Here is a 21614-nt window from a genome sequence, read left to right as displayed (position 1 = left end):
AAAGGGGTACGAGTCAGAAACATGGCTGAGCCGTTGTTCCACCGTGGACCCGGCCGCATCTTCCGCCGGCTGGGCACCCGTGCCCAAGTGGTGTTGTGCCAGCTCCCCCTCACGCTCGTTGTGGCTGTCCTGGCGGTGATCACCCCCTCCGCATGGCCCTCGCTTACGCACAGCCCCTTGTACGTGGCCGGGATTTTCCTGCATGCAATCCTGTTCCTTGGCTGCTTCCTTGTCCCGTGGGAACGGCTGTCGCACCGCCCCTACCTGCTGGTTCCCGTCCTGGATTTCGCCGCCATCGGTTTGCTGCGCAACGGCGCCGCGCCCCTCCTGCCGGGCCTCGCGGTGCTGGTGGTTTTCCCCGTCATCTGGCTTTCCGCCTCCGGCATGCTGGCACGCAGCAGCCTGGTGCTCAGTTTCCTGGGTCCCCTGCTGATCATGATCCCCTCGGCGGCAGCCCATTTTCCTGCCGTGAACGCCTCGGATCTCACCACGGTGGTTCTGTTCCCTGCCATGATGCTCGCGGTGTCCCTGGCCATCCGCTTCGCCAGCGTGAGCCTCCGGCTGCAGCAGGCCGAACTGGCGGACAAGGACCGCGAACTCCGGGACCTGCTGGCCGCAAGCCGGGAACGGGAGAAGCTGCTCGAAACCGTGCTGGACGCCACCGACGTCGGCATTGCCGCCGTCGACCGCTCCGGCCACTTCCTGGTCTCCAACAGCCGGCAGCGCAACTTCCGGCGCGCCACGGGAGCCGATGAGGCGGTCCCCGGCCAGGGGCACCAGCTCATCTTCGGCCAGGACCGCAGCACGCTGCTTCCGCCCGACCGGCGGCCCATCAGCCGGGCCATGGCCGGTGAGTCCTTCGCCGACTACCTGGTGTGGGCGGGCGAAGGAGCTGAGCAACGCGCAGTGTCCACCGCGGCCCGCCCACTGGTCAGCGAGGACGGCCGGCTCACCGGCGCCGTCGTGGTCTACAACGACGTCACGGGCTGGGTGGAATCCTTGGCTGCCAACCAGGAACTCGTTTCCAATGTCTCGCATGAATTCAAGACCCCGCTCAACTCCATCCTTGGCAACGTGGACCTGGTACTCGAGGACCCCGCCGCCCTTCCCCCGCATGTTGCACAGCGCCTGCTGGTGGTGCAGCGCAACGCCGAACGGCTGCTGGACCTCGTGACCGACCTGACAGCTTCCGCCTCCACCACCCTGAACGTCCACCCCAAGCGGACCGACCTGGCCAGCCTGGTGGAGACCAGCCTGAGCACGGCCCAGGCCTCGGCCCTGCGGTCCCACGTGGAGATCGCCTCGGATGTCCCGTCACCGCTCTGGGCTTATGCGGACCCGCTCCGGATCGTGCAGGTGCTGGATAACCTCGTCTCCAATGCCATCAAATACAGTCCCGACGGCGGCAGGGTCAGCATCAGCGCGCAGGCGGACAGGCAGTGGGTCAAATTGAGCGTCACGGACACCGGGATGGGCATGACCGGGGAAGACGCGGCGAAGGCTTTCAACCGCTTCTTCCGCGCCGAATCAGCGCAAAAGGCAGCCATCCCCGGGGCAGGGCTGGGGCTCTCCATCACCCGGATGATCATCGAGCGGCACGGCGGCAGCATCGTCTGCGAAAGCGGTGAGGGCCAAGGCAGCACCTTCACCGTGAGCCTTCCTGCGGAAGGCCCACCTCCGGCGTTCTGACTAGGAGTTCCGGAGGGCCCTGGTCTGCTCGGCGCGGGCCAGCAGCTCACCGTCCGAGGGGTAGGCCACTTCCTCCAGCACCAGGGGGTGCGGGGCGGCAAGGACCGACTTGGCGTCCCGCTTTTGCAGCAGCAGCCGCTCGTGCAGCCAGCCCGGTTCCTCGGCTCCCTCGCCCACGTACAGGGCAGAGCCAATCAACGCGCGCACCATGTTGTGGCAGAACGCGTCGGCCTGGACGGTGGCCACGATGACGCCGTCCTCGCCGCGCCGGAACTCAAACCGCTGCAGCTCCCGGATGGTGGTGGCCCCTTCACGCGGCTTGCAGAAGGACAGGAAGTTCTGCAGCCCCAGCAGCTGCGACGCGCCCTTGTTTAGCAGCGAGACGTCCAGCGGATTCTTGTGCCACAGGGTGAAGTAGCGCTCCAGCGGATCCCAGAGCTCCGGGCCGTCCGCTATCCGGTAGCTGTAGCGCCGCCAGAGAGCGGAGAAGCGAGCGTCGAAACCAGCGGGAGCCGGCACCACGGCATGCACCTCCACAGCTCCGTGAAGGTCGCCAAGCCCCCGGTTCAGCGCCCCGCGGAGCCTTCGCAGCATGGCGACGGCGGCATCCAGCTCGTGCCCGCGCGCCATCCCCAGCCACTCGGCTTCCGTGACGTCCAGGTGCACCACCTGCCCGCGCGCGTGCACCCCCGCGTCGGTACGGCCCGCCACCGTGACGCGGACCGGGCGGCGGACCAGCAACTCCAGGGCCTCCTCCAGGACGCCCTGGACGGTCCGCAGTCCCGGCTGCACGGCCCACCCGCTGAACGGGCCGCCGTCGTACGAAAGATCAAGCCGGAGACGCAAAAACCCGCCGCCCCCTGAAACGGGGGCCGCGGGTTCTTGGTGGTTCACAGACCTAAGTCTATGCGAAGGGAATCAGCGAATTACTTCGCGTCCTTCTCCTCGGCTGCGGGAGCTTCGGCAGCTTCCTCAGCGGCGGGAGCCTCTTCGGTTGCAGCAGCTTCCTCAGCGGCAGGCGCCTCTTCGGTTGCAGCAGCTTCCTCAGCAGGAGCCTCTTCAACAGGAGCTTCCTCGGCGGCCGGAGCAGCCTTGGCAGCAGCCTGGGTAGCCTCGGCTACCACAGCCTGCTTGGCGGAAACCGGCTCGAGGACCAGTTCGATGACAGCCATGGGAGCGTTGTCGCCCTTGCGGTTGCCGATCTTGGTGATGCGGGTGTAGCCGCCGTCGCGGTTCTCCACAGCCTGCGCAATGTCGGTGAACAGCTCGTGGACGACGCCCTTGTTGCTGATCAGGCCGAGCACGCGGCGGCGGGAAGCGAGGTCGCCGCGCTTGGCGAAGGTGACCAGGCGCTCTGCGTACGGCTTCAGGCGCTTGGCCTTGGTGACCGTGGTGGTGATCCGCTTGTGCTCGAACAGGGATGCTGCCAGGTTCGCGAGCATGAGGCGCTCGTGAGCCGGGCCGCCTCCGAGGCGCGGACCCTTAGTGGGGGTAGGCATAGTTGTTTCTCCTCATGTGGAAGCCGTGGGCGGCACACCATGGTGCTGCCCGCCGGCCAAGGTCTGGTTTAGAGTTCGTCGTCGCCGAACGCGGCGTCGTCCTCTTCGATTGCTGCGGCGCGTGCTGCGAGGTCAAAACCGGGAGGCGAGTCCTTGAGGGACAGGCCCAGTTCAACCAGCTTTGCCTTGACCTCGTCAATGGACTTTGCACCGAAGTTGCGGATGTCCATCAGGTCAGCCTCGGAGCGGGCAACGAGTTCACCCACGGTGTGGATGCCCTCACGCTTGAGGCAGTTGTAGGAACGGACGGTGAGGTCCAGATCCTCGATCGGCAGTGCCATGTCGGCTGCCAGGGCAGCGTCGGTGGGCGACGGGCCGATCTCGATACCTTCAGCTGCGGTGTTCAGCTCACGGGCCAGACCGAACAGTTCCACCAGGGTGGTACCTGCGGAAGCAACGGCATCGCGCGGGGCGATGGCCTGCTTGGTCTCGACGTCGACAATCAGCTTGTCGAAGTCGGTGCGCTGCTCAACACGGGTTGCTTCCACGCGGAAAGTAACCTTCAGCACCGGCGAGTAGATGGAGTCGACCGGGATACGGCCGATCTCTGCGTCGCCGGACTTGTTCTGAGCTGCCGAAACGTAGCCGCGGCCGCGCTCGATGGTCAGTTCGAGTTCGAACTTGCCCTTCGAGTTCAGCGTGGCGATGTGCAGATCCGGGTTGTGGAATTCGACACCGGCCGGCGGAGCGATGTCCGCGGCGGTGACGACTCCGGGGCCCTGCTTGCGCAGGTAAGCCACGACGGGCTCGTCGTGCTCGGAGGAAACCGACAGGCTCTTGATGTTAAGGATGATCTCGGTGACATCTTCCTTGACACCCGGAACCGTGGTGAACTCGTGCAGCACACCATCGATCCGGATGCTGGTTACGGCAGCACCGGGGATGGAGGAGAGCAGGGTACGGCGGAGGGAGTTTCCGAGGGTGTAGCCGAAGCCCGGTTCCAGCGGTTCAATGATGAAACGCGAACGGTTTTCGGAGACTACCTCTTCGGAGAGGGTGGGGCGCTGTGCAATGAGCACTTAGGTTTCCTTTCGGCGAGCATCCGCTATATGACGCAACACAGGTGGTGGAAATTCGGTCTAAAGACTTAACGCGCTGGGCTTGCCCGGACCAGTGCTGGTTCGGGCAAGCTCCTGCTGCGAAAAAGAATTAGACGCGGCGGCGCTTCGGCGGGCGGCAGCCGTTGTGGGCTGCGGGGGTGACGTCCTGGATGGAGCCAACCTCGAGGCCTGCGGCCTGCAGCGAACGGATCGCGGTCTCGCGTCCCGAACCCGGTCCCTTGACGAAAACGTCTACCTTGCGCATGCCGTGCTCCTGCGCACGCTTGGCAGCGGCTTCGGCAGCCATCTGGGCAGCGAACGGGGTGGACTTACGCGAGCCCTTGAAGCCAACCTCACCGGAGGAAGCCCAGGAAATAACAGCGCCGCTCGGATCCGTGATGGAAACGATGGTGTTGTTAAAGGTGCTCTTGATGTGCGCCTGGCCAAGCGCGATATTCTTCTTGTCCTTCTTACGCGGCTTGCGAACCGCGCCACGAGTCTTCGGGGGCATTTTTTCTCCTACAGAAAGTTATTGGGGAAAGTTCCGTAAATCCCGGCCGGGATTTTAACGGGCCTTCTTCTTGCCTGCGACCGTGCGCTTCGGGCCCTTGCGGGTACGTGCGTTGGTCTTGGTACGCTGCCCGCGGACCGGGAGGCCCTTACGGTGGCGAATACCTTCGTAGCTGCCGATTTCAACCTTGCGGCGGATATCTGCTGCTACTTCGCGGCGAAGGTCACCCTCAACCTTGTAGTTGCCTTCAATGTAGTCACGCAGCTCAACCAACTGGGCGTCAGTCAGGTCCTTGACGCGAACGTCAGCGCTGATGCCCGTGGCAGCCAGGGTTTCGTGTGCACGGGTCTTGCCCACGCCGTAGATGTAAGTAAGCGCAATTTCCAGCCGCTTTTCGCGGGGAATGTCTACGCCAGCGAGACGAGCCATAGTGGCAGTACTCCTTGATAAACCGGAGGTCGTAGGCAGTACACCCGCACTTTCCGTGCGGCCCCAGCCTCCGACCGGGGGTTAGCTGTCCGGACTCTTTCGAGCTCAATGTTCCAGATCAGCTTGTGCTGCCTTTATTTACTTGCGTGGGTTAGCAACCCAGGATTTCCTTCAGGGAAGGAAATTAGCCCTGGCGCTGCTTGTGGCGCGGGTTCTCGCAGATCACCATGACCCGGCCATTACGGCGGATCACTTTGCACTTTTCGCAGATCTGCTTGACGCTCGGCTTGACCTTCATGGCATTCCTTTGCGTGTAGCAGTGTGGTCAACTGGAGCGGCAGCCAGTTCGCACTGACGCCGCCCAGCAATTTACTTGTAGCGGTAGACGATACGACCACGGGTGAGGTCGTACGGGCTCAGCTCCACCACTACGCGGTCCTCAGGGAGGATTCGGATGTAGTGCTGACGCATCTTTCCAGAGATGTGTGCCAGAACGATGTGCTTGTTGGTGAGCTCAACGCGAAACATCGCGTTAGGCAGCGCCTCGGTCACAACGCCTTCGATCTCAATGACCCCGTCCTTCTTGGCCATACCCTCCGCTAACTGTTGTTGCCGCAGCCCCGCCGGATTGCACCGGGCATGGCCACGAACGTTTTTGTTGGATCGATTGCCGCCTCCAGGCCCAAAAGGGCGTAGCAGTCCAGACAACCAACAAGCAACACTACCCCGTCAGCCGGTAAAAGTTAAATCGGCCATAGTAGCTTACGCGGAGCGGTAGGCACCATATTCACCTGCGGGAGTGGTGACAGCTGCAGCGCTGGCCACGCCGTCAAGGATGGCCAAGCGTACGACGTCGGCTGCCGCGCTTTGCAGCGTGATGAGGCTTACCTGCCGGGCAGCTTCGTCCGAGCGGTCCAGTGGCACGGCCCCAGTCGCCAAGCAGAAGACAGTGTCCCCGTCGGCAAGGGTATGGCTGGGATTAAGCGCCCGCGCAATCCCGGCATGGGAGGCCGAGGCAGTCCGCTTGCACTCGGCCACATCCAAAACGGCGTTCGTGGCCACGACAACAAGAGTGGTGTTAAGGGGGACGCCGTGGCTGGGTTCCGCCTGCTGGCTCGTCGTGCCAAACGGGAGCCCCAGGGCGTTAACTATGGCAAGAGCCCCGACCACAACCCCATTCTCCAGGGTGCTCGAGGCTGTTCCCACTCCCCCTTTGTATTGGCCCCGGCCGATGAGTGCGCCGGTTCCGGCGCCGATGTTGCCGCGTTCGACGTCGTGCCCTTCCTTCTGCGCCGCGGCGGCGGCCGTTGCCGCGTAGCCCATGTCCGGCGTCGGGCGTGCGGAGAAGTCGCCGCCCCTGCCCAGGTCGAAGATGGCGGCGGCGGGGACGATGGGCACTACTCCCCCGGGGACGGCGAAGCCGCGGCCGTTTTCCTCGCACCAGCGCTGGGCGCCGGCCGCGGAGGCCAGCCCGTAGGCGCTGCCGCCCGTGAGCACCACGGCGTCGACGTGGCTGACCAGCGTGGTGGGGTCAAGGGCGTCCGTTTCGTGGGTGGCGGGCCCGCCGCCCTGGACATCCACCGAGCCCACGGTGCCTTTCGGGGGCAGGACCACGGTGACGCCCGTCAGCCAGCCGTCACCGTTCTTCTGCACGTGGCCCACGCGGATGCCCGGGACAGCGGTAATGGTTCCCATGCCCCTATTCTCCCCTCTGCAGGCGCGCCCCTGCCGCATCGGCAAACTTTATGCAAGACTGCATTCAACACAGCGTTAACGGGCGACGAAGCCTTGGATAATAGTCCCCTGACAAGGGCATATGCGGGTTTCAGCCCCCTGACGGTCTGGTGTAGTAGTCCCTAGATCAAGCCAGGGCCGGCCACGAGCAGGCTCCCCAACCCGGGAGAGACACGCATGACCCGTCAACTCGCCCCGCACCCCTCCGCAAAACCCAACGGGCCTTCGGGGCGGTCCGCGAAAGTACCAAAGCGGCGGTGGACCGCGAGGACCCGCCGTGACTTCTTTGTTTTCCTTGCCATGGCGTTGCCCAACCTGGTGCTGATCGCCGTCTTCACCTACCGCCCGCTGTTCAGCAATATTTACTACTCGACCCTGGACTGGACCTTGGGTTCCCCCTCCGCCACGGTGGTGGGCTTCACCAATTACGTCACGTTCTTCAGCAGCAATGATGCGCCGAAGGTCCTGGGGACCACCGCCGTGTTCACTTTTGTCACGGTGGGCGGCTCCATGCTGCTGGGCCTGCTGGTGGCTTTGGCGCTGAACGCGAAAGTCCGCGGCACCACGTTCGCCCGCTCCGCCGTCTTTGCCCCCTATGTGCTCTCCGGTGTTGGCGTCGGCCTGGTGTGGCTGTTCATTTTCGACCCCGGCTACGGCGTCCTGGCCTGGCTGCTGCGGGGCATGGGACAGCAAAGCCCGCAGTGGATCAACGATCCCCAGCTCTCGCTGGTCATGGTGATCCTGGTCTACGTCTGGAAGAACCTGGGCTACTGCGCCGTGGTGTACCTTGCCGGGCTCCAGTCCCTGCCGCAGGACGTCATGGAGGCCGCGTCCCTTGACGGCGCCAACGGGTTCCGCCGCTTCATCAGCATCTCGCTGCCGCTGCTGTCCCCCACCACGTTCTTCCTGCTGATCACCACCATGCTCAGCTCACTGCAGGCCTTCGACCTGATCCGGATCATGACGCCGTTGGGCACCGGCACCAGCACCCTGATCTACGAGGCCTACCTGCAGGCGTTCGGCGCATACAACAGGGCCGGCTACTCGGCAGCCATCTCCGTGGTGCTGTTCGCCATCCTCCTGGTCATCACCGTGCTCCAGCTGCGGTTCGTGGAACGAAAGGTGCACTACTCGTGACCTCCCTATCACCGGTCAGCCCGGATCCCGCCGCAGCGGCAGTCGCCCCGCCCGAGCCTGGCCTGCACCGCGACCGTCCGTTGTCGCGCCGCAACCTCGTCCAGACCGTTGTGGGCGGTTACCTGCCGCTGCTCATCGCAACGCTTGTGGTCTTCCTGCCCCTGCTGTGGATGGTGCTGAGCTCGTTCAAACAGGCCGGCGAAATCGTCACAACGGACCTTCAAATCCTGCCGGAGAGCCTCAACCTGGAGAACTACCGGACGGCCATGACCACGGTCCCGTTTGGCCGGTTCTTCCTGAACAGCACCATCGTCACCCTGGCAGGTGCCACCATCAAGGTGCTCCTGGCGATCCTGACGGCTTACGCCCTGGTCTTTGTCCGCTTTCCGTTCCGGAACTTCATCTTCCTGCTCATCCTGGTGGCCCTCATGGTGCCGCCGCAGGTGTCCATCCTGCCCAACTTCATCCTGATCGCCGGGATGGGCGGCAAGAACACCCTGTGGGGCATCATCCTTCCCGGCCTTGGCACCGCGTTCGGCACCTTTCTGTTGCGCCAGCACTTCCGCACCCTGCCGGCGTCGATCCTGGAGTCCGCGGAGATGGACGGGGCCGGCCACTGGCGGCGGTTGTGGCAGATCGTGGTCCCCGTCTCGGTCCCGTCCATCGCCACCGTGGCGCTGGTGACCATCGTGACCGAATGGAACGACTACATCTGGCCGCTGATCATCACGGACCGGCCGGAAACCATGACCCTTCCGGTGGGGCTCACGCTGCTGCAGAACAACGAGAGCAACGCCGCCGGATGGGGCGTCCTCATGGCCGGCGCAGTCCTGGTCATCGTCCCCATCCTGATCATCTTCGCGGCCCTGCAGCGTTACATCGTGGCGGGCCTCACCCAAGGCAGCGTGACCGGCTAAGCCGCCGGCCGCCGTCGTACTTCCCAACCTTCCAGTACTCCCACCCTTCCACCGGCAACAACCGAAAGGAACCGTCATGACACTTCACCTGGACCGGAGGCATTTCCTGGGCCTGGCAGGGGTTACCGCCTCCGCCGCTGCCCTGGCCGCATGCGGCGGACCCTCCACAACCGGCGGCGGGCAGGCCACCTCGCAGGCGGCCGATATCGACTTCAATGGCGTGAAGCCGGCGGCCAAGATCGACTTCTGGTCCAGCCACCCCGGCCAGTCGCAGGAGGTCGAGAAGAGCCTGATCGAGAAGTTCCAGGCCAAGAATCCGGGCATCACCGTCAACCTGGTGACGGCCGGGGCCAACTACGAGGAAATCGCGCAGAAATTCCAGACGGCGCAGGCTGCCAAGTCCGGCCTTCCGGGCGTGGTGGTCCTCTCGGATGTGTGGTGGTTCCGCTACTACACCAACGGCAGCATCATCCCCGTGGACAGCCTTACCAAGCAGCTGAACATGAAGATGGACGACTTCCAGCAGTCACTGGTCAATGACTACAAGTACGACGGTAAGCAGTGGGCGCTCCCCTACGGCCGGTCAACGCCGCTGTTCTATTACAACAAGGACCACTTCGCGGCAGCGGGGATCCCCGACCGTGCTCCCAAGACCTGGCAGGAATTCGGCGAGTGGGCACCCAAGCTGAAGGCAAGCTCCGGGGCGCAGTACGCCTACATCTATCCCGCACTGGCCGGGTACGCGGGCTGGACGCTGCAGAACATGCTGTGGGGCTGGGGCGGCGGCTGGTCCAAGGAATGGGACGTCACCTGCGACTCCCCAGAATCGGTGGCGGCACTGCAGTGGGCCCAGGATTCGATCTACAAGGACAAGTGGGCGGGCGTCTCCTCCAAGGAAGCAGCCGATGATTTCTCGGCCGGCTTGACCTCCGCCACCATCGCCTCCACCGGTTCGCTGTTGGGGATCCTGAAATCGGCCAAGTTCAACGTCGGTGTCGGCTTCCTGCCGGGTGGCCCCAAGGAAACCACCAACGTCTGCCCCACGGGCGGCGCAGGCCTGGGCATCCCCAGCGGGATCACCAAAGAGGAACAGCTGGCCGCCGGGATGTTCCTCGATTTCGTTACCCAGCCGGAGAGCACCGCCGAGTTCTCGGCCGCCACCGGCTATATGCCCACCAGGAAGTCCGCCGACATGAAAGCCGTCCTGGCCAAGACACCGCAGATCCAGACTGCAGTGGACCAGCTGGCAGTGACCAAGGTCCAGGACAACGCCCGCGTGTTCCTGCCGGGTGCTGACCAGGAGATGGCAAAGGCGGCCGCGAAGATCCTCACCCAGCAGGGCGACGTCAAGTCCACCATGACGGACCTGAAGAACACGCTGCAGAGCATCTACGAGCGCGACGTGAAGCCGAAGCTGAAGTCGTAGCGCTAAAGCCCTGATAACGCGCAAAATCCCTGCCGACCCTTTTTTCGGGGTCGACAGGGATTTTCTGCATCGCGGGCGAAGTGCGCGTCCCCTAGGGGATCGGCACGGGGGTGACGCCCAGGGGCACCAGGTGCTCCGCACCGCCGTCGGGCGCTGAAAGCACCCAGATGCCCTTCTCGTGCACCGCCACGGAATGCTCCCACTGGCAGGAGCGCTTGCCGTCGGTGGTCACCACGGTCCAGTCATCCTCGAGGACCGCGGTCTCGATGCCGCCGCGGACCAGCATGGGTTCAATGGCGAGGCAGAGGCCCGGCTTGATCTTGGGGCCGCGGTGGTTGGTGCGGTAGTTCAGGACGTCCGGCGCCATATGCATCTCGGAGCCGATGCCGTGGCCCACGTAGTCCTCCAGGATGCCCAGCGGTTTGCCGGGGACGGACGATACGTAGTCGTCGATGGCCGCGCCGACGTCGCCCACGTGCGAGCCGGTGGCAAGCGCGGCGATTCCCCGCCACATGGCTGCGTGGGTGACGTCGGAGAGCCGCTGGTCCTCCGGATCCGCGCTGCCCACGATCACGGTGCGGGCCGAGTCGGAGTGCCAGCCGTCGACGATCGCTCCGCCGTCGATGGAGATGATGTCCCCGTCCTGCAGGACCCGGCTGCCGGGAATGCCGTGCACCACTTCCTCATTGACGGAGGTGCAGATGGTGGCCGGGAAGCCGTGGTAGCCCAGGAAGTTGGACTTGGCGCCTGCCTCGTTGAGGACGGCGGCGAAGACGTCGTCCAAATCCTTGGTGGTGACCCCCGGCACCGCGGCGGCAACGGCGGCGTCCAAAGCGCGGCTGAGGACCAGTCCTGCCTCGTGCATGGTGCGCATCTGGGCGTTGTTCTTGAATTCGATGCGGGGCTGGCCGAAGGCCATGGTGTTTCCTTTCAAATGGCTGAGGCTCCTCCCGGATGCCGGGAGGAGCCTCGAGAAACCGGGGCGCCCTTGGTCAGGCTGCCTGTGCGGCCTTGATGGCCTGCATCACGCGGTTTGTGACTTCGTCGATGGGGCCGATCCCGTCGACCTGGGTGAGGATGCCGCGCTCGGCGTACTTCGACACCACTGCTTCGGTCTGCTCGTGGTAGAGATCCAGGCGGTGGCGGATGACGGCTTCGTTGTCGTCGCTCCGGCCCGTTTCCTTGGCCCGGCCCAGGAGGCGGTGCACCAGTTCCTCGTCGTCGGCGGTCAGCTGGAGGACCACGTCGAGCTTCTCGTCGCCGTCGGCGAGGATCTCGTCAAGGTAATCCACCTGCGCGGTGGTGCGCGGGTAGCCGTCCAGCAGGAAACCGGCGTCGACGTCGGACTCGCCAAGGCGGTCGCGGACCATTTTGTTGGTCACGCTGTCCGGAACGAAGTCGCCGTTGTCCATGTACTTCTTGGCCTCGAGGCCCAGCGGCGTTTCGCCCTTCACGTTGGCACGGAAGATGTCGCCGGTGGAGATGGCCACAACGCCGAGGCGTTCTGAAATCCGCTCCGCCTGCGTTCCTTTTCCGGAACCGGGAGGTCCAATAATCAGCATTCTCGTCATCGCAAAAGCCCTTCGTAGTGACGTTGTTGTAGCTGCGCATCAATCTGCTTTACGGTCTCCAAACCAACGCCCACCATGATCAGGATCGAGGTGCCACCGAACGGGAAGTTCTGGTTTGCGTTGATCAGTACCAGTGCCACCAGCGGAATCAGTGCCACGAAGCCCAGGTAGAGGGCGCCGGGCAGGGTGATCCGTGAAAGCACGTACTGCAGGTAATCAGCGGTCGGTCGGCCGGCGCGGATACCTGGAATGAAGCCGCCGTACTTCTTCATGTTGTCCGAGACTTCTTCAGGGTTGAAGGTAATCGCGACGTAGAAGTAGGTAAAGAACACGATCAGGAGGAAGTAAACCGCCATGTAGATCGGGTGGTCACCGCGGGTCAGGTTGTTGTTGATCCACTCAACCCACGGCTGGATGGGCTCGCCGTTCCGGGGCTGGTTGAACTGCGCGATCAACCCGGGAATGTAGAGCATGGACGAAGCGAAGATCACCGGGATGACACCGGCCATGTTCACCTTGATGGGAATGTAGGTGCTGGTGCCGCCAACAGTTCGCCGGCCGATCATCCGCTTGGCGTACTGGACCGGAACGCGCCGCTGGGACTGTTCCACGAAAACCACCAGCGCGACGGTGAGCAGGCCAACTGCCAGGACGATGAAGAAGGTCCCGGGGCCCTGCGAGGTCCAGATTGCACCCAGCGACGTGGGGAACTGCGCGGCGATGGAGGTGAAGATGAGCAGCGACATGCCGTTGCCCACGCCCTTCTCCGTGACGAGCTCGCCCATCCACATGATCAGGCCGGTACCGGCCGTGAGCGTGATGATGATGAGGATGGTGGTGATGATGCTGGTGTCCGGGATCACCGGCAGCTGGCAGCCCGGCAGCAGCTGCCCGGAACGGGCCAGGGACACCAGGGTGGTGGCGTTGAGCAGGCCCAGGGCAATGGTGAGGTAACGCGTGTACTGGGTCAGCTTGGACTGGCCGGACGCGCCCTCTTCGTAGAGCTGCTGGAAACGGGGAATAACCACCCGGAGCAGCTGCACGATGATGCTTGCCGTGATGTAGGGCATGATGCCCAGGGCGAAGATGGACACCTGGAGCAACGCGCCGCCGCTGAAGAGGTTTACGAGCTGGTACAACCCGCCGGCGGTCTGACCGTTCTGCAAGCATTGCTGGACATTCTGGTAGTTCACACCGGGCGAGGGAATGAAAGCACCCAAGCGGAAGATGGTGATGATTCCCAGCGTGAACAACAACTTGCGTCGCAGATCAGGCGTGCGAAAGGCCCGGCCAAATGCGCTAAGCAAGCGTCCTCCTGTGGTGTCAATAAGAGTGGGGTGAGGGGAACCGATAGATCCCGACATCCGAGTCTAACGGTTCCATGCGCCATGCGAACAATCCGCGGTGGCGCACCTGCGCCGGGTGGCGGAAAAAATTCGCCCGGCGGATATGAAAAACTCCCGGCATCCGAGGCCAAAGCCTACGGATACCGGGAGTTCAACAGCTGGCGCCGTCCCTTACAGGGCGGTGGTGCTTCCGCCTGCTGCAGCAATCTTTTCAGCGGCGCTGGCCGAGAATGCGTGGGCCGTGACGTCAACCTTGACGGTGATGTCGCCGGTGCCCAGCACCTTGACGGGCTGGTTCTTGCGAACGGCACCCTTTTCGACCAGGTTCTCCACGGTGACTGCGCCACCTTCCGGGAACAGCTCGTTGAGCTTGTCCAGGTTTACAACCTGGAACTCAACCCGGAACGGGTTTTTGAAGCCACGCAGCTTCGGCAGGCGCATGTGCAGCGGCAGCTGGCCGCCGGCAAAGCCAGCCTTCACCTGGTAGCGGGCAGCCGTACCCTTGGTACCGCGGCCGGCGGTCTTACCCTTGGATGCCTCACCACGACCCACACGGGTCTTGGCGGTCTTGGCACCCGGAGCGGGACGCAGGTGGTGAACCTTCAGGGCGTTCTGCTTCTCAGCAGCCTGTGCCTTATCAGCAGTGTTCTCTGCCATTTACTTCGCCTCCTCTACCTTTACCAGGTGCGGAACCGTGTTGAGCATTCCAACGGTCACGGCGTCGGCGGTGCGGACAACGGTGTGTCCGATCCGCTTCAGGCCGAGGGACCGCAGGGTGTCGCGCTGGTTCTGCTTGCCGCCAATGGCGGACTTGATCTGAGTGATCTCCAACTGAGCGTCGGAGGGGACCAGGTTCTTAGCCATGACTAGACACCTGCCTTCGGGGCGAGGAGAGCCTTCACCAGTGCCGCCGGGGCAACCTCATCCAGCGGCAGGCCGCGGCGTGCTGCCACGGATGCCGGCTCTTCGAGGCGCTTCAGGGCATCAACGGTCGCGTGAACGATGTTGATGGCGTTGGAGGAACCGAGCGACTTGGAGAGGATGTCGTGGATGCCCACGCACTCCAGTACTGCACGGACCGGACCACCGGCGATAACACCGGTACCGGCGGAAGCCGGACGCAGCATTACGACGCCGGCAGCGGCTTCACCCTGAACGCGGTGCGGGATGGTGTTGCCAACGCGGGGAACGCGGAAGAAGGACTTCTTGGCCTCTTCAACGCCCTTGGCGATAGCAGCGGGAACTTCCTTGGCCTTGCCGTAGCCCACGCCGACCATGCCGTTACCGTCACCAACGACGACCAGCGCGGTGAAGCTGAAGCGACGACCACCCTTGACCACCTTGGAAACGCGGTTGATGGTGACAACGCGCTCTACGAACTGGTTCTTTTCGGCTTCACGGCCACCGTCGCGGCCGCCACGGCCACCGCGGTCGCCACGGCCCTGGCCGCGGTCGCCACGCTCGCCGCGACGGGCGCCACCACGGCGGTCCTCGGCAGCGGGGGCAGTGGTCTCAGCAGCTGCGGCTTCGGGCGCCTTCTGATCTGCAGACACAGTGTCCTTTTCCTTGTTTGCTTCGGTCACAGTGACAGCCCACCTTCGCGTGCACCGTCAGCGACGGCGGCAATCCGGCCGTGGTACTTGTTACCACCACGGTCGAAGACGACAGCCTCGACGCCGGCAGCCTTGGCACGTTCGGCAACGAGCTCGCCGACGCGCTTGGCCTTGGCGGTCTTGTCACCGTCGAATGCACGAAGGTCAGCTTCCAGAGTGGACGCGCTTGCTACGGTCTGGCCAATGGTGTCGTCGACAACCTGGACAAATACGTGGCGTGCGGAGCGGTTGACCACCATGCGGGGGCGGACAGCCGTACCGGAAATGCGCTTGCGGATACGAAGCTGGCGGCGGCTGCGACCAGCAGCCTTGCTCTTGTTCGTACGCTTCTTGTTAATGGAGATGGCCATGGTTACTTACCAGCCTTTCCGACCTTGCGGCGGATGACTTCGCCTGCGTAACGGATGCCCTTGCCCTTGTAGGGGTCCGGCTTCCGCAGCTTGCGAATGTTGGCAGCAACTTCGCCGACCTGCTGCTTGTTGATTCCTGAGACAGAGAGCTTGGTCGGTCCCTCTACTGCAAAGGTGATGCCGGCCGGAGCCGAAACGTTGACCGGGTGGCTGTAGCCAAGAGCGAACTCAAGGTCAGATCCCTTGGCCTGAACGCGGTAACCGGTACCGACGATTTCAAGCTTCTTCTCGTAGCCTGCGGTGACGCCCTGGATCATGTTGGCGATCAGGGTGCGGGTCAGGCCGTGGAGCGAACGGGAGGCGCGCTCGTCGTTCGGGCGGCTGACGGTCAGGGTGCTGTCGTCCAGGGCTAACCTCGATGGGGCTGGCCACAGTGTGGGTCAGCTCCCCCTTGGAACCCTTGACGCTGACGACAGAGCCGTCAACCTTGACCTCAACGCCGGCAGGAACGGTGATGGGGAGACGTCCAATACGTGACATTATTCTCTTCCTTTCCCGTTACCAGACGTACGCGAGGACTTCGCCGCCCACGCCCTTCTTGCCGGCCTGCTTGTCAGTCAGGAGGCCGGAAGAGGTGGACAGGATTGCGATACCCAGGCCACCGAGCACGTGGGGCAGGTTGGTGGACTTCGCGTAAACGCGGAGACCCGGCTTGGAGATGCGGCGTACACCGGCGATGGAACGCTCGCGGTTCGGACCGAACTTGAGGTCCAGGGTCAGCTTCTTGCCAACCTCAGCGTCCTCTTCCTTCCAGCCGGCGATGAAACCTTCGGCCTTGAGGATGTCGGCAACGCGTGCCTTGAGCTTGCTGTAAGGCATAGACACGGAGTCGTGGTATGCCGAGTTTGCGTTACGCAGGCGCGTAAGCATATCTGCGACAGGATCTGTCATTGTCATGTGGGCTCATGCCCTTCCTCATAACGGTTTCCGCCGTTCCGTCCTTCAAAGAGCGGAGCGGCCGGACCTTTTATGTAGTTAATTAAGCTTCGGTTTTGAACGGGAAACCAAGCGCCTTGAGCAGCGCGCGGCCTTCGTCGTCAGTCTTGGCAGTGGTCACAACCGTGATGTCCATACCGCGGACGCGGTCGATCTTGTCCTGGTCGATTTCGTGGAACATAACCTGCTCGGTCAGACCGAAGGTGTAGTTGCCATTGCCATCAAACTGCTTGCCGCTGAGGCCGCGGAAGTCGCGGATACGGGGCAGTGCCAGGCTGACCAGGCGGTCCACAAATTCCCACATGCGGTCGCCACGCAGGGTTGCGTGTGCACCGATGGGCATGCCTTCGCGCAGCTTGAACTGTGCGATCGACTTGCGGGCCTTGGTAACCTGCGGCTTCTGGCCGGTGATCTGGGTGAGGTCGCGGACAGCGCCGTCGATCAGCTTGGAGTCCTTGGCGGCATCTCCAACACCCATGTTCACAACAACCTTGACCAGACGGGGTACCTGGTTCACGTTCTGGTACTTGAACTCATCCTGGAGCTGGCCCTTGATGGTTTCGGCGTACTTGGTCTTCAGACGAGGAACGATCTTCGTTGCCGGAGTCTCGAGAGTCTCAGTCATTAGATGTCCTTCCCGGAGCTCTTGGACACGCGGATACGGACGGTCTTCTTGACACCGTTCTTCTCCACAGTGTCGAGGCGGAAGCCCACACGGGTCGGCTTCTTGGTCGACGGGTCAACCAGGGCCACGTTGGAAATGTGGATCGGGGCCTCTACGACCTCGATGCCGCCGGTCTTGGTGCCGCGCTGCGACTGTCCAACACGGGTGTGCTTGGTGACGCGGTTGACACCCTCAACCAGCACGCGGTTGGTGTCGGTGAAGACGCGCAGAACCTTGCCCTGCTTGCCGCGGTCGCCGCCGCGCTCAGCCTTGGCGCCAGTGATGACCTGAACCAGGTCACCCTTCTTGATCTTTGCAGCCATGAGCTAGAGCACCTCCGGAGCCAGAGAAACGATCTTCATGAACTTCTTGTCACGCAGTTCACGACCAACCGGTCCGAAGATACGGGTACCGCGGGGGTCACCGTCGTTCTTCAGGATCACAGCTGCGTTCTCGTCAAACTTGATGTAGGAACCATCCGCACGGCGGCGTTCCTTCTTGGTACGGACGATGACGGCCTTGACCACATCGCCCTTCTTTACGTTGCCGCCCGGGATTGCATCCTTGACGGTGGCGACAATGACGTCACCGATGCCTGCGTAGCGACGGCCGGATCCACCGAGAACGCGAATGGTAAGGATTTCCTTAGCACCCGTGTTGTCGGCGACCTTGAGTCGCGACTCCTGCTGAATCACTATTTACTCCTTGCGTCGCGCCGGTTCTCAGGCCGTGGTCTTGCTACGGAATGAGCCTTGCGGAACGGTTGATCGGGGTGTCTCTTGACCTGCCTGGATTTTGCCAGACCAGGCCTAAACGCCCGTGCCAGAAGCAGTTGCTCCCACCCGGTCCGGGACAGATCCCGGGCGCACAGGGGCACTATGCTGTGGCACGCTTGTTTACGAGGTTGATGATGGCGCGCGAAAGGCGCCATACAAACTCAATATCCTAGCACGTTTACCGCCGGTTCCCATATCACCGCTGTCCTCTGCTCCGCAACAGAGCCGGCCCACCCAGGCAAGACGGACGACGGCGTCACGCAAGACAGCCTTTCGGCCCGCTATCGGTGCCACTCCCCCGCCAACCCAGGCCCCGCCGTCGTCCGCGGGAGCAAAAAGGTGCTTGGCGTGACGCTGCGAACCTGCTTCACGCGTTAAACGAGGAAGCCCCCGCTCCCGGAAGGAAGCAGGGGCAACAGCTAAGCAGCGGGTGCTACTTGGCCTTCTCGAGGATTTCCACGAGCCGCCAGTTCTTGGTGGCGGACAGCGGACGGGTCTCGGCGATGACTACGAGGTCGCCGATGCCGGCGGTGTTCTCTTCGTCGTGCGCCTTGACCTTGGAGGTGCGACGGATGACCTTGCCGTACAGTGCGTGCTTCACGCGGTCTTCAACCTCGACAACGATGGTCTTTTCCATCTTGTCGGAAACCACGTAGCCGCGACGGGTCTTGCGGTAACCGCGCTGCCCAGCCTTGGCTTCGGTAGCAGTTTCGGTCACGTTCTGGTCCTTTTCACTCACTTGGCGTCCTCCTCGGTCTCAGCCTTTTCAGCCTTGTCGGCCTTCTTGGTTGAAGCCTTCTTGGACTTCTTCTCTTCCTTGGCTTCCACAACCGGGGCGGCAACCTCGGCACGAATGCCCAGCTCGCGTTCGCGGAGAACGGTGTAGATGCGTGCGATGTCCTTCTTTACCGCACGCAGGCGACCGTGGTTCTCCAGCTGTCCGGTGGCGGACTGGAAACGCAGGTTGAACAGCTCTTCCTTGGCCTTGCGGAGTTCTTCAACGAGACGCTCGTTGTCGAAACCGTCCAGCTGTGCGGGAGCCAGATCCTTGGATCCTACTGCCATTTCTACTCACCACCTTCGCGACGCACGATGCGTGCCTTCAACGGCAGCTTGTGGATCGCCAGGCGCAGGGCCTCGCGAGCTACCTCTTCATTGACACCGGAGAGTTCGAAGAGAACCCGGCCCGGCTTGACGTTGGCGACCCACCATTCCGGCGAACCCTTACCGGAACCCATGCGGGTTTCGGCAGGCTTCTTGGTCAGCGGACGGTCCGGGTAGATGTTGATCCAGACCTTACCGCCACGCTTGATGTGGCGGGTCATGGCGATACGAGCGGACTCGATCTGACGGTTGGTGACGTATGCCGGGCTCAGCGCCTGGATACCCCACTCGCCGAACGAAACCTCGGTGCCGCCCGTAGCAGCGCCGGAACGACCCGGGTGGTGCTGCTTACGGTGCTTTACTCGACGTGGGATAAGCATTTAAGCCTGTCCTCCTTCTACAGCGGCCGGAGCCGCCTCAGCTGCCGGGGCTTCCGCAGCAGGAGCTGCGTCAGCGGCCGGGCGGTCGTTGCGACGACGGCGGTCACCACGGTCAGCGCCACCCGGACGGCCGGGACGCTCGCCACGGCCACCGCGGGAAGGTGCGGCTGCAGCCTGCGCGGCCAGTTCCTTGGCGGTGACGTCACCCTTGTAGATCCAGACCTTCACGCCGATGCGGCCGAAGGTGGTCTTGGCTTCGTAGAAGCCGTAGTCGATGTTCGCGCGGAGGGTGTGCAGGGGCACACGGCCTTCGCGGTAGAACTCCGAACGCGACATTTCAGCGCCACCCAGGCGGCCCGAGCAGGCGATACGGATGCCCTTGGCACCTGCACGCTGTGCGGACTGCATGGCCTTCTTCATCGCACGACGGAACGCCACGCGGGAAGTCAGCTGCTCTGCAACGCCCTGGGCCACAAGCTGGGCTTCCATCTCGGGGTTCTTGACCTCGAGGATGTTCAGCTGGACCTGCTTGCCGGTGAGCTTTTCGAGCTCGCCGCGGATGCGGTCGGCTTCTGCTCCACGGCGGCCGATGACGATGCCGGGACGTGCCGTGTGGATGTCCACGCGGACACGGTCACGGGTGCGCTCGATCTCGACCTTGGCGATGCCGGCGCGCTCCATGCCCGTGGACATGAGCTGGCGGATGCGGATGTCTTCGCGGACGAAGTCCTTGTACCGCTGGCCGGCCTTGGTGCTGTCAGCGAACCAGTGCGATACGTGATCGGTGGTGATGCCGAGTCGGAACCCGTGCGGGTTTACTTTCTGTCCCACTTAGCGAGCCTCCTCTTTCTCCGGGGTAGCGACTACCACGGTGATGTGGCTGGTGCGCTTCTTGATCTGAAATGCACGACCCTGGGCACGCGGCTGGAACCGCTTCATGGTCGGGCCTTCATCAACAAACGCTTCGCTGATGATGAGGTCGCCTTCGTCAAACCCCACGCCGTCGCGGTCCGCGAGGACCCGGGCGTTGGCGATTGCCGACTGAACTACCTTGAATACCGGCTCCGAAGCTGCCTGCGGGGCAAACTTCAGAATTGCCAGAGCCTCATTCGCTTGCAATCCACGAACAAGGTTGACGACGCGCCGGGCCTTCATAGGCGTTACGCGGATGTGGCGCGCAATTGCCTTGGCTTCCATTGCTTTCCTTCTCTCGTCTTTGACGTAAACGCAGGCGCCTAGCGGCGCTTGCCCTTACGGTCGTCCTTGACATGGCCGCGGAATGTCCGCGTGGGAGCGAATTCGCCGAGCTTGTGCCCGACCATCGACTCAGTGACAAACACCGGGATGTGCTTGCGTCCGTCGTGTACGGCGATCGTGTGCCCGAGCATGTCGGGGATGATCATCGAACGGCGGGACCAGGTCTTGATGACGTTCTTGGTGCCCTTTTCGTTTTCCCTGGCTACCTTCACAAAGAGGTGCTGGTCAACGAAAGGACCTTTTTTCAGGCTGCGTGGCATGTGTCCAGGCTCCTATCGCTTGTTCTTGCCAGTACGACGGCGACGCACAATAAGCTTGTCGCTCTCTTTGTTGGGGCGGCGGGTGCGGCCTTCACGCTTACCGTTCGGGTTCACGGGGTTACGTCCACCGGAAGTCTTACCTTCACCACCACCGTGCGGGTGGTCAACCGGGTTCATGGCGACACCACGGACGGTCGGGCGGACGCCCTTCCACCGCATACGGCCGGCCTTGCCCCAGTTGATGTTCGACTGCTCGGCGTTGCCGACCTCGCCGACGGTTGCGCGGCAGCGCACGTCAACGTTGCGGATTTCGCCGGAAGGCAGGCGCAGCTGGGCGAACCGGCCTTCCTTGGCAACAAGCTGGATGGATGCGCCGGCGGAGCGGCCCATCTTGGCGCCGCCGCCCGGACGCAGTTCCACTGCGTGGATGACGGTACCCACCGGGATGTTGAGCAGCGGCAGGTTGTTACCGGGCTTGATGTCAGCACCGGCACCTGCCTCTACAACGTCACCCTGGGAGAGCTTGTTGGGGGCGATGATGTAACGCTTGGTGCCATCAACGTAGTGCAGGAGGGCGATGCGAGCCGTGCGGTTCGGATCGTACTCGATTTCGGCAACGCGGGCGTTGACGCCGTCCTTGTCGTGGCGACGGAAGTCGATCAGACGGTACTGGCGCTTGTGCCCACCACCCTTGTGACGGGTGGTGATCTTACCGGTGTTGTTACGGCCGCCCTTCTTGGGCAGCGGACGTACCAACGACTTTTCCGGCGTCGACCGCGTGATTTCGATAAAGTCCGCTACGCTCGAGCCGCGACGGCCCGGGGTAGTCGGCTTGTATTTACGGATTCCCATAAT

The 21614-nt window shown here is 63.3% G+C and carries 30 protein-coding genes and 1 pseudogene; 4 read left to right on the top strand and 27 right to left on the bottom strand.

Going from position 1 to position 21614, the window contains the following annotated elements:
* Nucleotides 1–21 precede the first annotated feature (21 nt).
* Nucleotides 22–1689, top strand: coding sequence for a sensor histidine kinase (locus QF031_RS05360; protein ID WP_307425059.1), 1668 nt, complete (start codon nucleotides 22–24; stop codon nucleotides 1687–1689).
* On the opposite strand, the gene truA is transcribed toward QF031_RS05360, so the two are convergent.
* The 8 genes from truA to QF031_RS05320 all read right to left on the bottom strand — a co-directional run bounded on the left by truA (nucleotide 1690) and on the right by QF031_RS05320 (nucleotide 6923).
* On the bottom strand, nucleotides 1690–2583 hold the full coding sequence (gene truA, locus QF031_RS05355; RefSeq protein ID WP_307425055.1) for a tRNA pseudouridine(38-40) synthase TruA: 894 nt from the start codon (nucleotides 2581–2583) through the stop codon (nucleotides 1690–1692). It lies immediately after the preceding gene.
* A gap of 32 nt (nucleotides 2584–2615) precedes the next feature.
* On the bottom strand, nucleotides 2616–3188 hold the full coding sequence (gene rplQ, locus QF031_RS05350; RefSeq protein ID WP_307425053.1) for a 50S ribosomal protein L17: 573 nt from the start codon (nucleotides 3186–3188) through the stop codon (nucleotides 2616–2618).
* A gap of 68 nt (nucleotides 3189–3256) precedes the next feature.
* Nucleotides 3257–4267, bottom strand: a complete 1011-nt coding sequence (locus tag QF031_RS05345) for a DNA-directed RNA polymerase subunit alpha (protein WP_013601812.1) — start codon at nucleotides 4265–4267, stop codon at nucleotides 3257–3259.
* 130 nt (nucleotides 4268–4397) lie between these two features.
* Entirely contained in the window at nucleotides 4398–4799 is a 402-nt protein-coding gene (gene rpsK, locus QF031_RS05340; RefSeq protein WP_018760435.1) for a 30S ribosomal protein S11, read from the bottom strand.
* Between the two features lie 54 nt (nucleotides 4800–4853).
* A complete protein-coding gene (rpsM, locus tag QF031_RS05335; RefSeq protein WP_028275004.1) occupies nucleotides 4854–5228 on the bottom strand; it encodes a 30S ribosomal protein S13 in 375 nt (124 codons plus the stop codon).
* 184 nt (nucleotides 5229–5412) lie between these two features.
* Nucleotides 5413–5526: a 50S ribosomal protein L36 gene (rpmJ, locus tag QF031_RS05330; protein WP_009358722.1), complete on the bottom strand. Its 114-nt coding sequence runs from the start codon at nucleotides 5524–5526 to the stop codon at nucleotides 5413–5415.
* A 71-nt stretch (nucleotides 5527–5597) separates the two neighbouring features.
* Nucleotides 5598–5819, bottom strand: coding sequence for a translation initiation factor IF-1 (gene infA / locus QF031_RS05325; RefSeq protein WP_009358723.1), 222 nt, complete (start codon nucleotides 5817–5819; stop codon nucleotides 5598–5600).
* A gap of 171 nt (nucleotides 5820–5990) precedes the next feature.
* A complete protein-coding gene (locus tag QF031_RS05320; protein WP_307425049.1) occupies nucleotides 5991–6923 on the bottom strand; it encodes a P1 family peptidase in 933 nt (310 codons plus the stop codon).
* 216 nt (nucleotides 6924–7139) lie between these two features.
* On the opposite strand from QF031_RS05320, the gene QF031_RS05315 reads away from it, so the two are divergent.
* The 3 genes from QF031_RS05315 to QF031_RS05305 all read left to right on the top strand — a co-directional run bounded on the left by QF031_RS05315 (nucleotide 7140) and on the right by QF031_RS05305 (nucleotide 10442).
* Nucleotides 7140–8099, top strand: a complete 960-nt coding sequence (locus QF031_RS05315) for a carbohydrate ABC transporter permease (RefSeq protein ID WP_307425046.1) — start codon at nucleotides 7140–7142, stop codon at nucleotides 8097–8099.
* Complete coding sequence (locus tag QF031_RS05310; RefSeq protein WP_370874489.1) at nucleotides 8096–9016, top strand: carbohydrate ABC transporter permease; 921 nt, start codon at nucleotides 8096–8098, stop codon at nucleotides 9014–9016. The genes QF031_RS05315 and QF031_RS05310 overlap by 4 nt, the downstream gene beginning before the upstream one ends.
* Nucleotides 9017–9092: 76 nt before the next feature.
* Complete coding sequence (locus QF031_RS05305; RefSeq protein ID WP_307425044.1) at nucleotides 9093–10442, top strand: ABC transporter substrate-binding protein; 1350 nt, start codon at nucleotides 9093–9095, stop codon at nucleotides 10440–10442.
* 91 nt (nucleotides 10443–10533) lie between these two features.
* Here the strand turns inward: QF031_RS05305 and map are convergent, their stop codons facing one another.
* The 19 genes and pseudogenes from map to rplB form a co-directional block, all read right to left on the bottom strand.
* Nucleotides 10534–11361, bottom strand: coding sequence for a type I methionyl aminopeptidase (gene map, locus QF031_RS05300; RefSeq protein WP_307425041.1), 828 nt, complete (start codon nucleotides 11359–11361; stop codon nucleotides 10534–10536).
* Nucleotides 11362–11434: 73 nt separating this feature from the next.
* Nucleotides 11435–12004, bottom strand: coding sequence for an adenylate kinase (locus tag QF031_RS05295; protein ID WP_307425038.1), 570 nt, complete (start codon nucleotides 12002–12004; stop codon nucleotides 11435–11437).
* Between the two features lie 5 nt (nucleotides 12005–12009).
* Complete coding sequence (gene secY, locus QF031_RS05290; RefSeq protein WP_307425035.1) at nucleotides 12010–13320, bottom strand: preprotein translocase subunit SecY; 1311 nt, start codon at nucleotides 13318–13320, stop codon at nucleotides 12010–12012.
* A gap of 210 nt (nucleotides 13321–13530) precedes the next feature.
* Nucleotides 13531–14016, bottom strand: coding sequence for a 50S ribosomal protein L15 (gene rplO, locus QF031_RS05285; protein ID WP_013601817.1), 486 nt, complete (start codon nucleotides 14014–14016; stop codon nucleotides 13531–13533).
* The gene (gene rpmD / locus QF031_RS05280; RefSeq protein ID WP_009358731.1) at nucleotides 14017–14223 is read right to left on the bottom strand and encodes a 50S ribosomal protein L30; all 207 of its coding nucleotides are present in this window, start codon (nucleotides 14221–14223) and stop codon (nucleotides 14017–14019) included.
* A 2-nt stretch (nucleotides 14224–14225) separates the two neighbouring features.
* Entirely contained in the window at nucleotides 14226–14942 is a 717-nt protein-coding gene (gene rpsE / locus QF031_RS05275) for a 30S ribosomal protein S5 (protein WP_307425032.1), read from the bottom strand.
* The gene (gene rplR / locus QF031_RS05270) at nucleotides 14939–15322 is read right to left on the bottom strand and encodes a 50S ribosomal protein L18 (protein ID WP_236799106.1); all 384 of its coding nucleotides are present in this window, start codon (nucleotides 15320–15322) and stop codon (nucleotides 14939–14941) included. The genes rpsE and rplR overlap by 4 nt, the downstream gene beginning before the upstream one ends.
* Before the next feature lie 2 nt (nucleotides 15323–15324).
* A pseudogene (rplF, locus tag QF031_RS05265) lies at nucleotides 15325–15862 on the bottom strand (50S ribosomal protein L6).
* A gap of 18 nt (nucleotides 15863–15880) precedes the next feature.
* A complete protein-coding gene (gene rpsH / locus QF031_RS05260) occupies nucleotides 15881–16279 on the bottom strand; it encodes a 30S ribosomal protein S8 (RefSeq protein ID WP_015937843.1) in 399 nt (132 codons plus the stop codon).
* A gap of 82 nt (nucleotides 16280–16361) precedes the next feature.
* Nucleotides 16362–16943: a 50S ribosomal protein L5 gene (rplE, locus tag QF031_RS05255; protein WP_142133089.1), complete on the bottom strand. Its 582-nt coding sequence runs from the start codon at nucleotides 16941–16943 to the stop codon at nucleotides 16362–16364.
* Entirely contained in the window at nucleotides 16943–17305 is a 363-nt protein-coding gene (rplX, locus tag QF031_RS05250; protein ID WP_110541324.1) for a 50S ribosomal protein L24, read from the bottom strand. Before rplX ends, rplE begins: the two co-directional genes overlap by 1 nt.
* 3 nt (nucleotides 17306–17308) lie before the next feature.
* Nucleotides 17309–17677, bottom strand: a complete 369-nt coding sequence (gene rplN, locus QF031_RS05245) for a 50S ribosomal protein L14 (RefSeq protein WP_003803789.1) — start codon at nucleotides 17675–17677, stop codon at nucleotides 17309–17311.
* Between the two features lie 514 nt (nucleotides 17678–18191).
* Nucleotides 18192–18497: a 30S ribosomal protein S17 gene (gene rpsQ / locus QF031_RS05240; RefSeq protein ID WP_043454607.1), complete on the bottom strand. Its 306-nt coding sequence runs from the start codon at nucleotides 18495–18497 to the stop codon at nucleotides 18192–18194.
* The gene (rpmC, locus tag QF031_RS05235; protein WP_018769136.1) at nucleotides 18494–18823 is read right to left on the bottom strand and encodes a 50S ribosomal protein L29; all 330 of its coding nucleotides are present in this window, start codon (nucleotides 18821–18823) and stop codon (nucleotides 18494–18496) included. Before rpmC ends, rpsQ begins: the two co-directional genes overlap by 4 nt.
* A 2-nt stretch (nucleotides 18824–18825) precedes the next feature.
* Nucleotides 18826–19242 (bottom strand): 50S ribosomal protein L16, encoded by a 417-nt coding sequence (gene rplP, locus QF031_RS05230; RefSeq protein ID WP_015937848.1) that lies wholly within the window; start codon nucleotides 19240–19242, stop codon nucleotides 18826–18828.
* Nucleotides 19243–20073, bottom strand: coding sequence for a 30S ribosomal protein S3 (gene rpsC, locus QF031_RS05225; RefSeq protein ID WP_307425025.1), 831 nt, complete (start codon nucleotides 20071–20073; stop codon nucleotides 19243–19245). It lies immediately after the preceding gene.
* Complete coding sequence (rplV, locus tag QF031_RS05220; protein ID WP_142117234.1) at nucleotides 20074–20439, bottom strand: 50S ribosomal protein L22; 366 nt, start codon at nucleotides 20437–20439, stop codon at nucleotides 20074–20076.
* Between the two features lie 38 nt (nucleotides 20440–20477).
* Entirely contained in the window at nucleotides 20478–20759 is a 282-nt protein-coding gene (gene rpsS / locus QF031_RS05215) for a 30S ribosomal protein S19 (protein ID WP_003803803.1), read from the bottom strand.
* 12 nt (nucleotides 20760–20771) lie between these two features.
* Nucleotides 20772–21611 (bottom strand): 50S ribosomal protein L2, encoded by an 840-nt coding sequence (gene rplB / locus QF031_RS05210; RefSeq protein WP_026264302.1) that lies wholly within the window; start codon nucleotides 21609–21611, stop codon nucleotides 20772–20774.
* Between the last annotated feature and the right edge of the window lie 3 nt (nucleotides 21612–21614).

The organism is Pseudarthrobacter defluvii (assembly GCF_030816725.1).
GTDB classification, from domain to species: Bacteria; Actinomycetota; Actinomycetes; order Actinomycetales; family Micrococcaceae; genus Arthrobacter; species Arthrobacter defluvii_A.
The sequence above is the reverse complement of the archived record's forward strand: the minus strand, read 5'-3'. Positions and strand labels throughout refer to the sequence as shown.

Bases quoted from the DNA above. Each gene is read 5' to 3' on its own strand.
- QF031_RS05360 (WP_307425059.1), top strand. From the start codon at position 22: ATGGCTGAGCCGTTGTTCCACCGTGGACCCGGCCGCATCTTCCGCCGG.
- rplQ (WP_307425053.1), bottom strand. From the start codon at position 3,188: ATGCCTACCCCCACTAAGGGTCCGCGCCTCGGAGGCGGCCCGGCTCAC.
- rpsK (WP_018760435.1), bottom strand. From the start codon at position 4,799: ATGCCCCCGAAGACTCGTGGCGCGGTTCGCAAGCCGCGTAAGAAGGAC.
- rpsM (WP_028275004.1), bottom strand. From the start codon at position 5,228: ATGGCTCGTCTCGCTGGCGTAGACATTCCCCGCGAAAAGCGGCTGGAA.
- rpmJ (WP_009358722.1), bottom strand. From the start codon at position 5,526: ATGAAGGTCAAGCCGAGCGTCAAGCAGATCTGCGAAAAGTGCAAAGTG.
- infA (WP_009358723.1), bottom strand. From the start codon at position 5,819: ATGGCCAAGAAGGACGGGGTCATTGAGATCGAAGGCGTTGTGACCGAG.
- QF031_RS05320 (WP_307425049.1), bottom strand. From the start codon at position 6,923: ATGGGAACCATTACCGCTGTCCCGGGCATCCGCGTGGGCCACGTGCAG.
- QF031_RS05315 (WP_307425046.1), top strand. From the start codon at position 7,140: ATGACCCGTCAACTCGCCCCGCACCCCTCCGCAAAACCCAACGGGCCT.
- QF031_RS05305 (WP_307425044.1), top strand. From the start codon at position 9,093: ATGACACTTCACCTGGACCGGAGGCATTTCCTGGGCCTGGCAGGGGTT.
- map (WP_307425041.1), bottom strand. From the start codon at position 11,361: ATGGCCTTCGGCCAGCCCCGCATCGAATTCAAGAACAACGCCCAGATG.
- QF031_RS05295 (WP_307425038.1), bottom strand. From the start codon at position 12,004: ATGCTGATTATTGGACCTCCCGGTTCCGGAAAAGGAACGCAGGCGGAG.
- rplO (WP_013601817.1), bottom strand. From the start codon at position 14,016: ATGGCAGAGAACACTGCTGATAAGGCACAGGCTGCTGAGAAGCAGAAC.
- rpmD (WP_009358731.1), bottom strand. From the start codon at position 14,223: ATGGCTAAGAACCTGGTCCCCTCCGACGCTCAGTTGGAGATCACTCAG.
- rplR (WP_236799106.1), bottom strand. From the start codon at position 15,322: ATGGCCATCTCCATTAACAAGAAGCGTACGAACAAGAGCAAGGCTGCT.
- rpsH (WP_015937843.1), bottom strand. From the start codon at position 16,279: ATGACAATGACAGATCCTGTCGCAGATATGCTTACGCGCCTGCGTAAC.
- rplE (WP_142133089.1), bottom strand. From the start codon at position 16,943: ATGACTGAGACTCTCGAGACTCCGGCAACGAAGATCGTTCCTCGTCTG.
- rplX (WP_110541324.1), bottom strand. From the start codon at position 17,305: ATGGCTGCAAAGATCAAGAAGGGTGACCTGGTTCAGGTCATCACTGGC.
- rpmC (WP_018769136.1), bottom strand. From the start codon at position 18,823: ATGGCAGTAGGATCCAAGGATCTGGCTCCCGCACAGCTGGACGGTTTC.
- rplP (WP_015937848.1), bottom strand. From the start codon at position 19,242: ATGCTTATCCCACGTCGAGTAAAGCACCGTAAGCAGCACCACCCGGGT.
- rplV (WP_142117234.1), bottom strand. From the start codon at position 20,439: ATGGAAGCCAAGGCAATTGCGCGCCACATCCGCGTAACGCCTATGAAG.
- rpsS (WP_003803803.1), bottom strand. From the start codon at position 20,759: ATGCCACGCAGCCTGAAAAAAGGTCCTTTCGTTGACCAGCACCTCTTT.
- rplB (WP_026264302.1), bottom strand. From the start codon at position 21,611: ATGGGAATCCGTAAATACAAGCCGACTACCCCGGGCCGTCGCGGCTCG.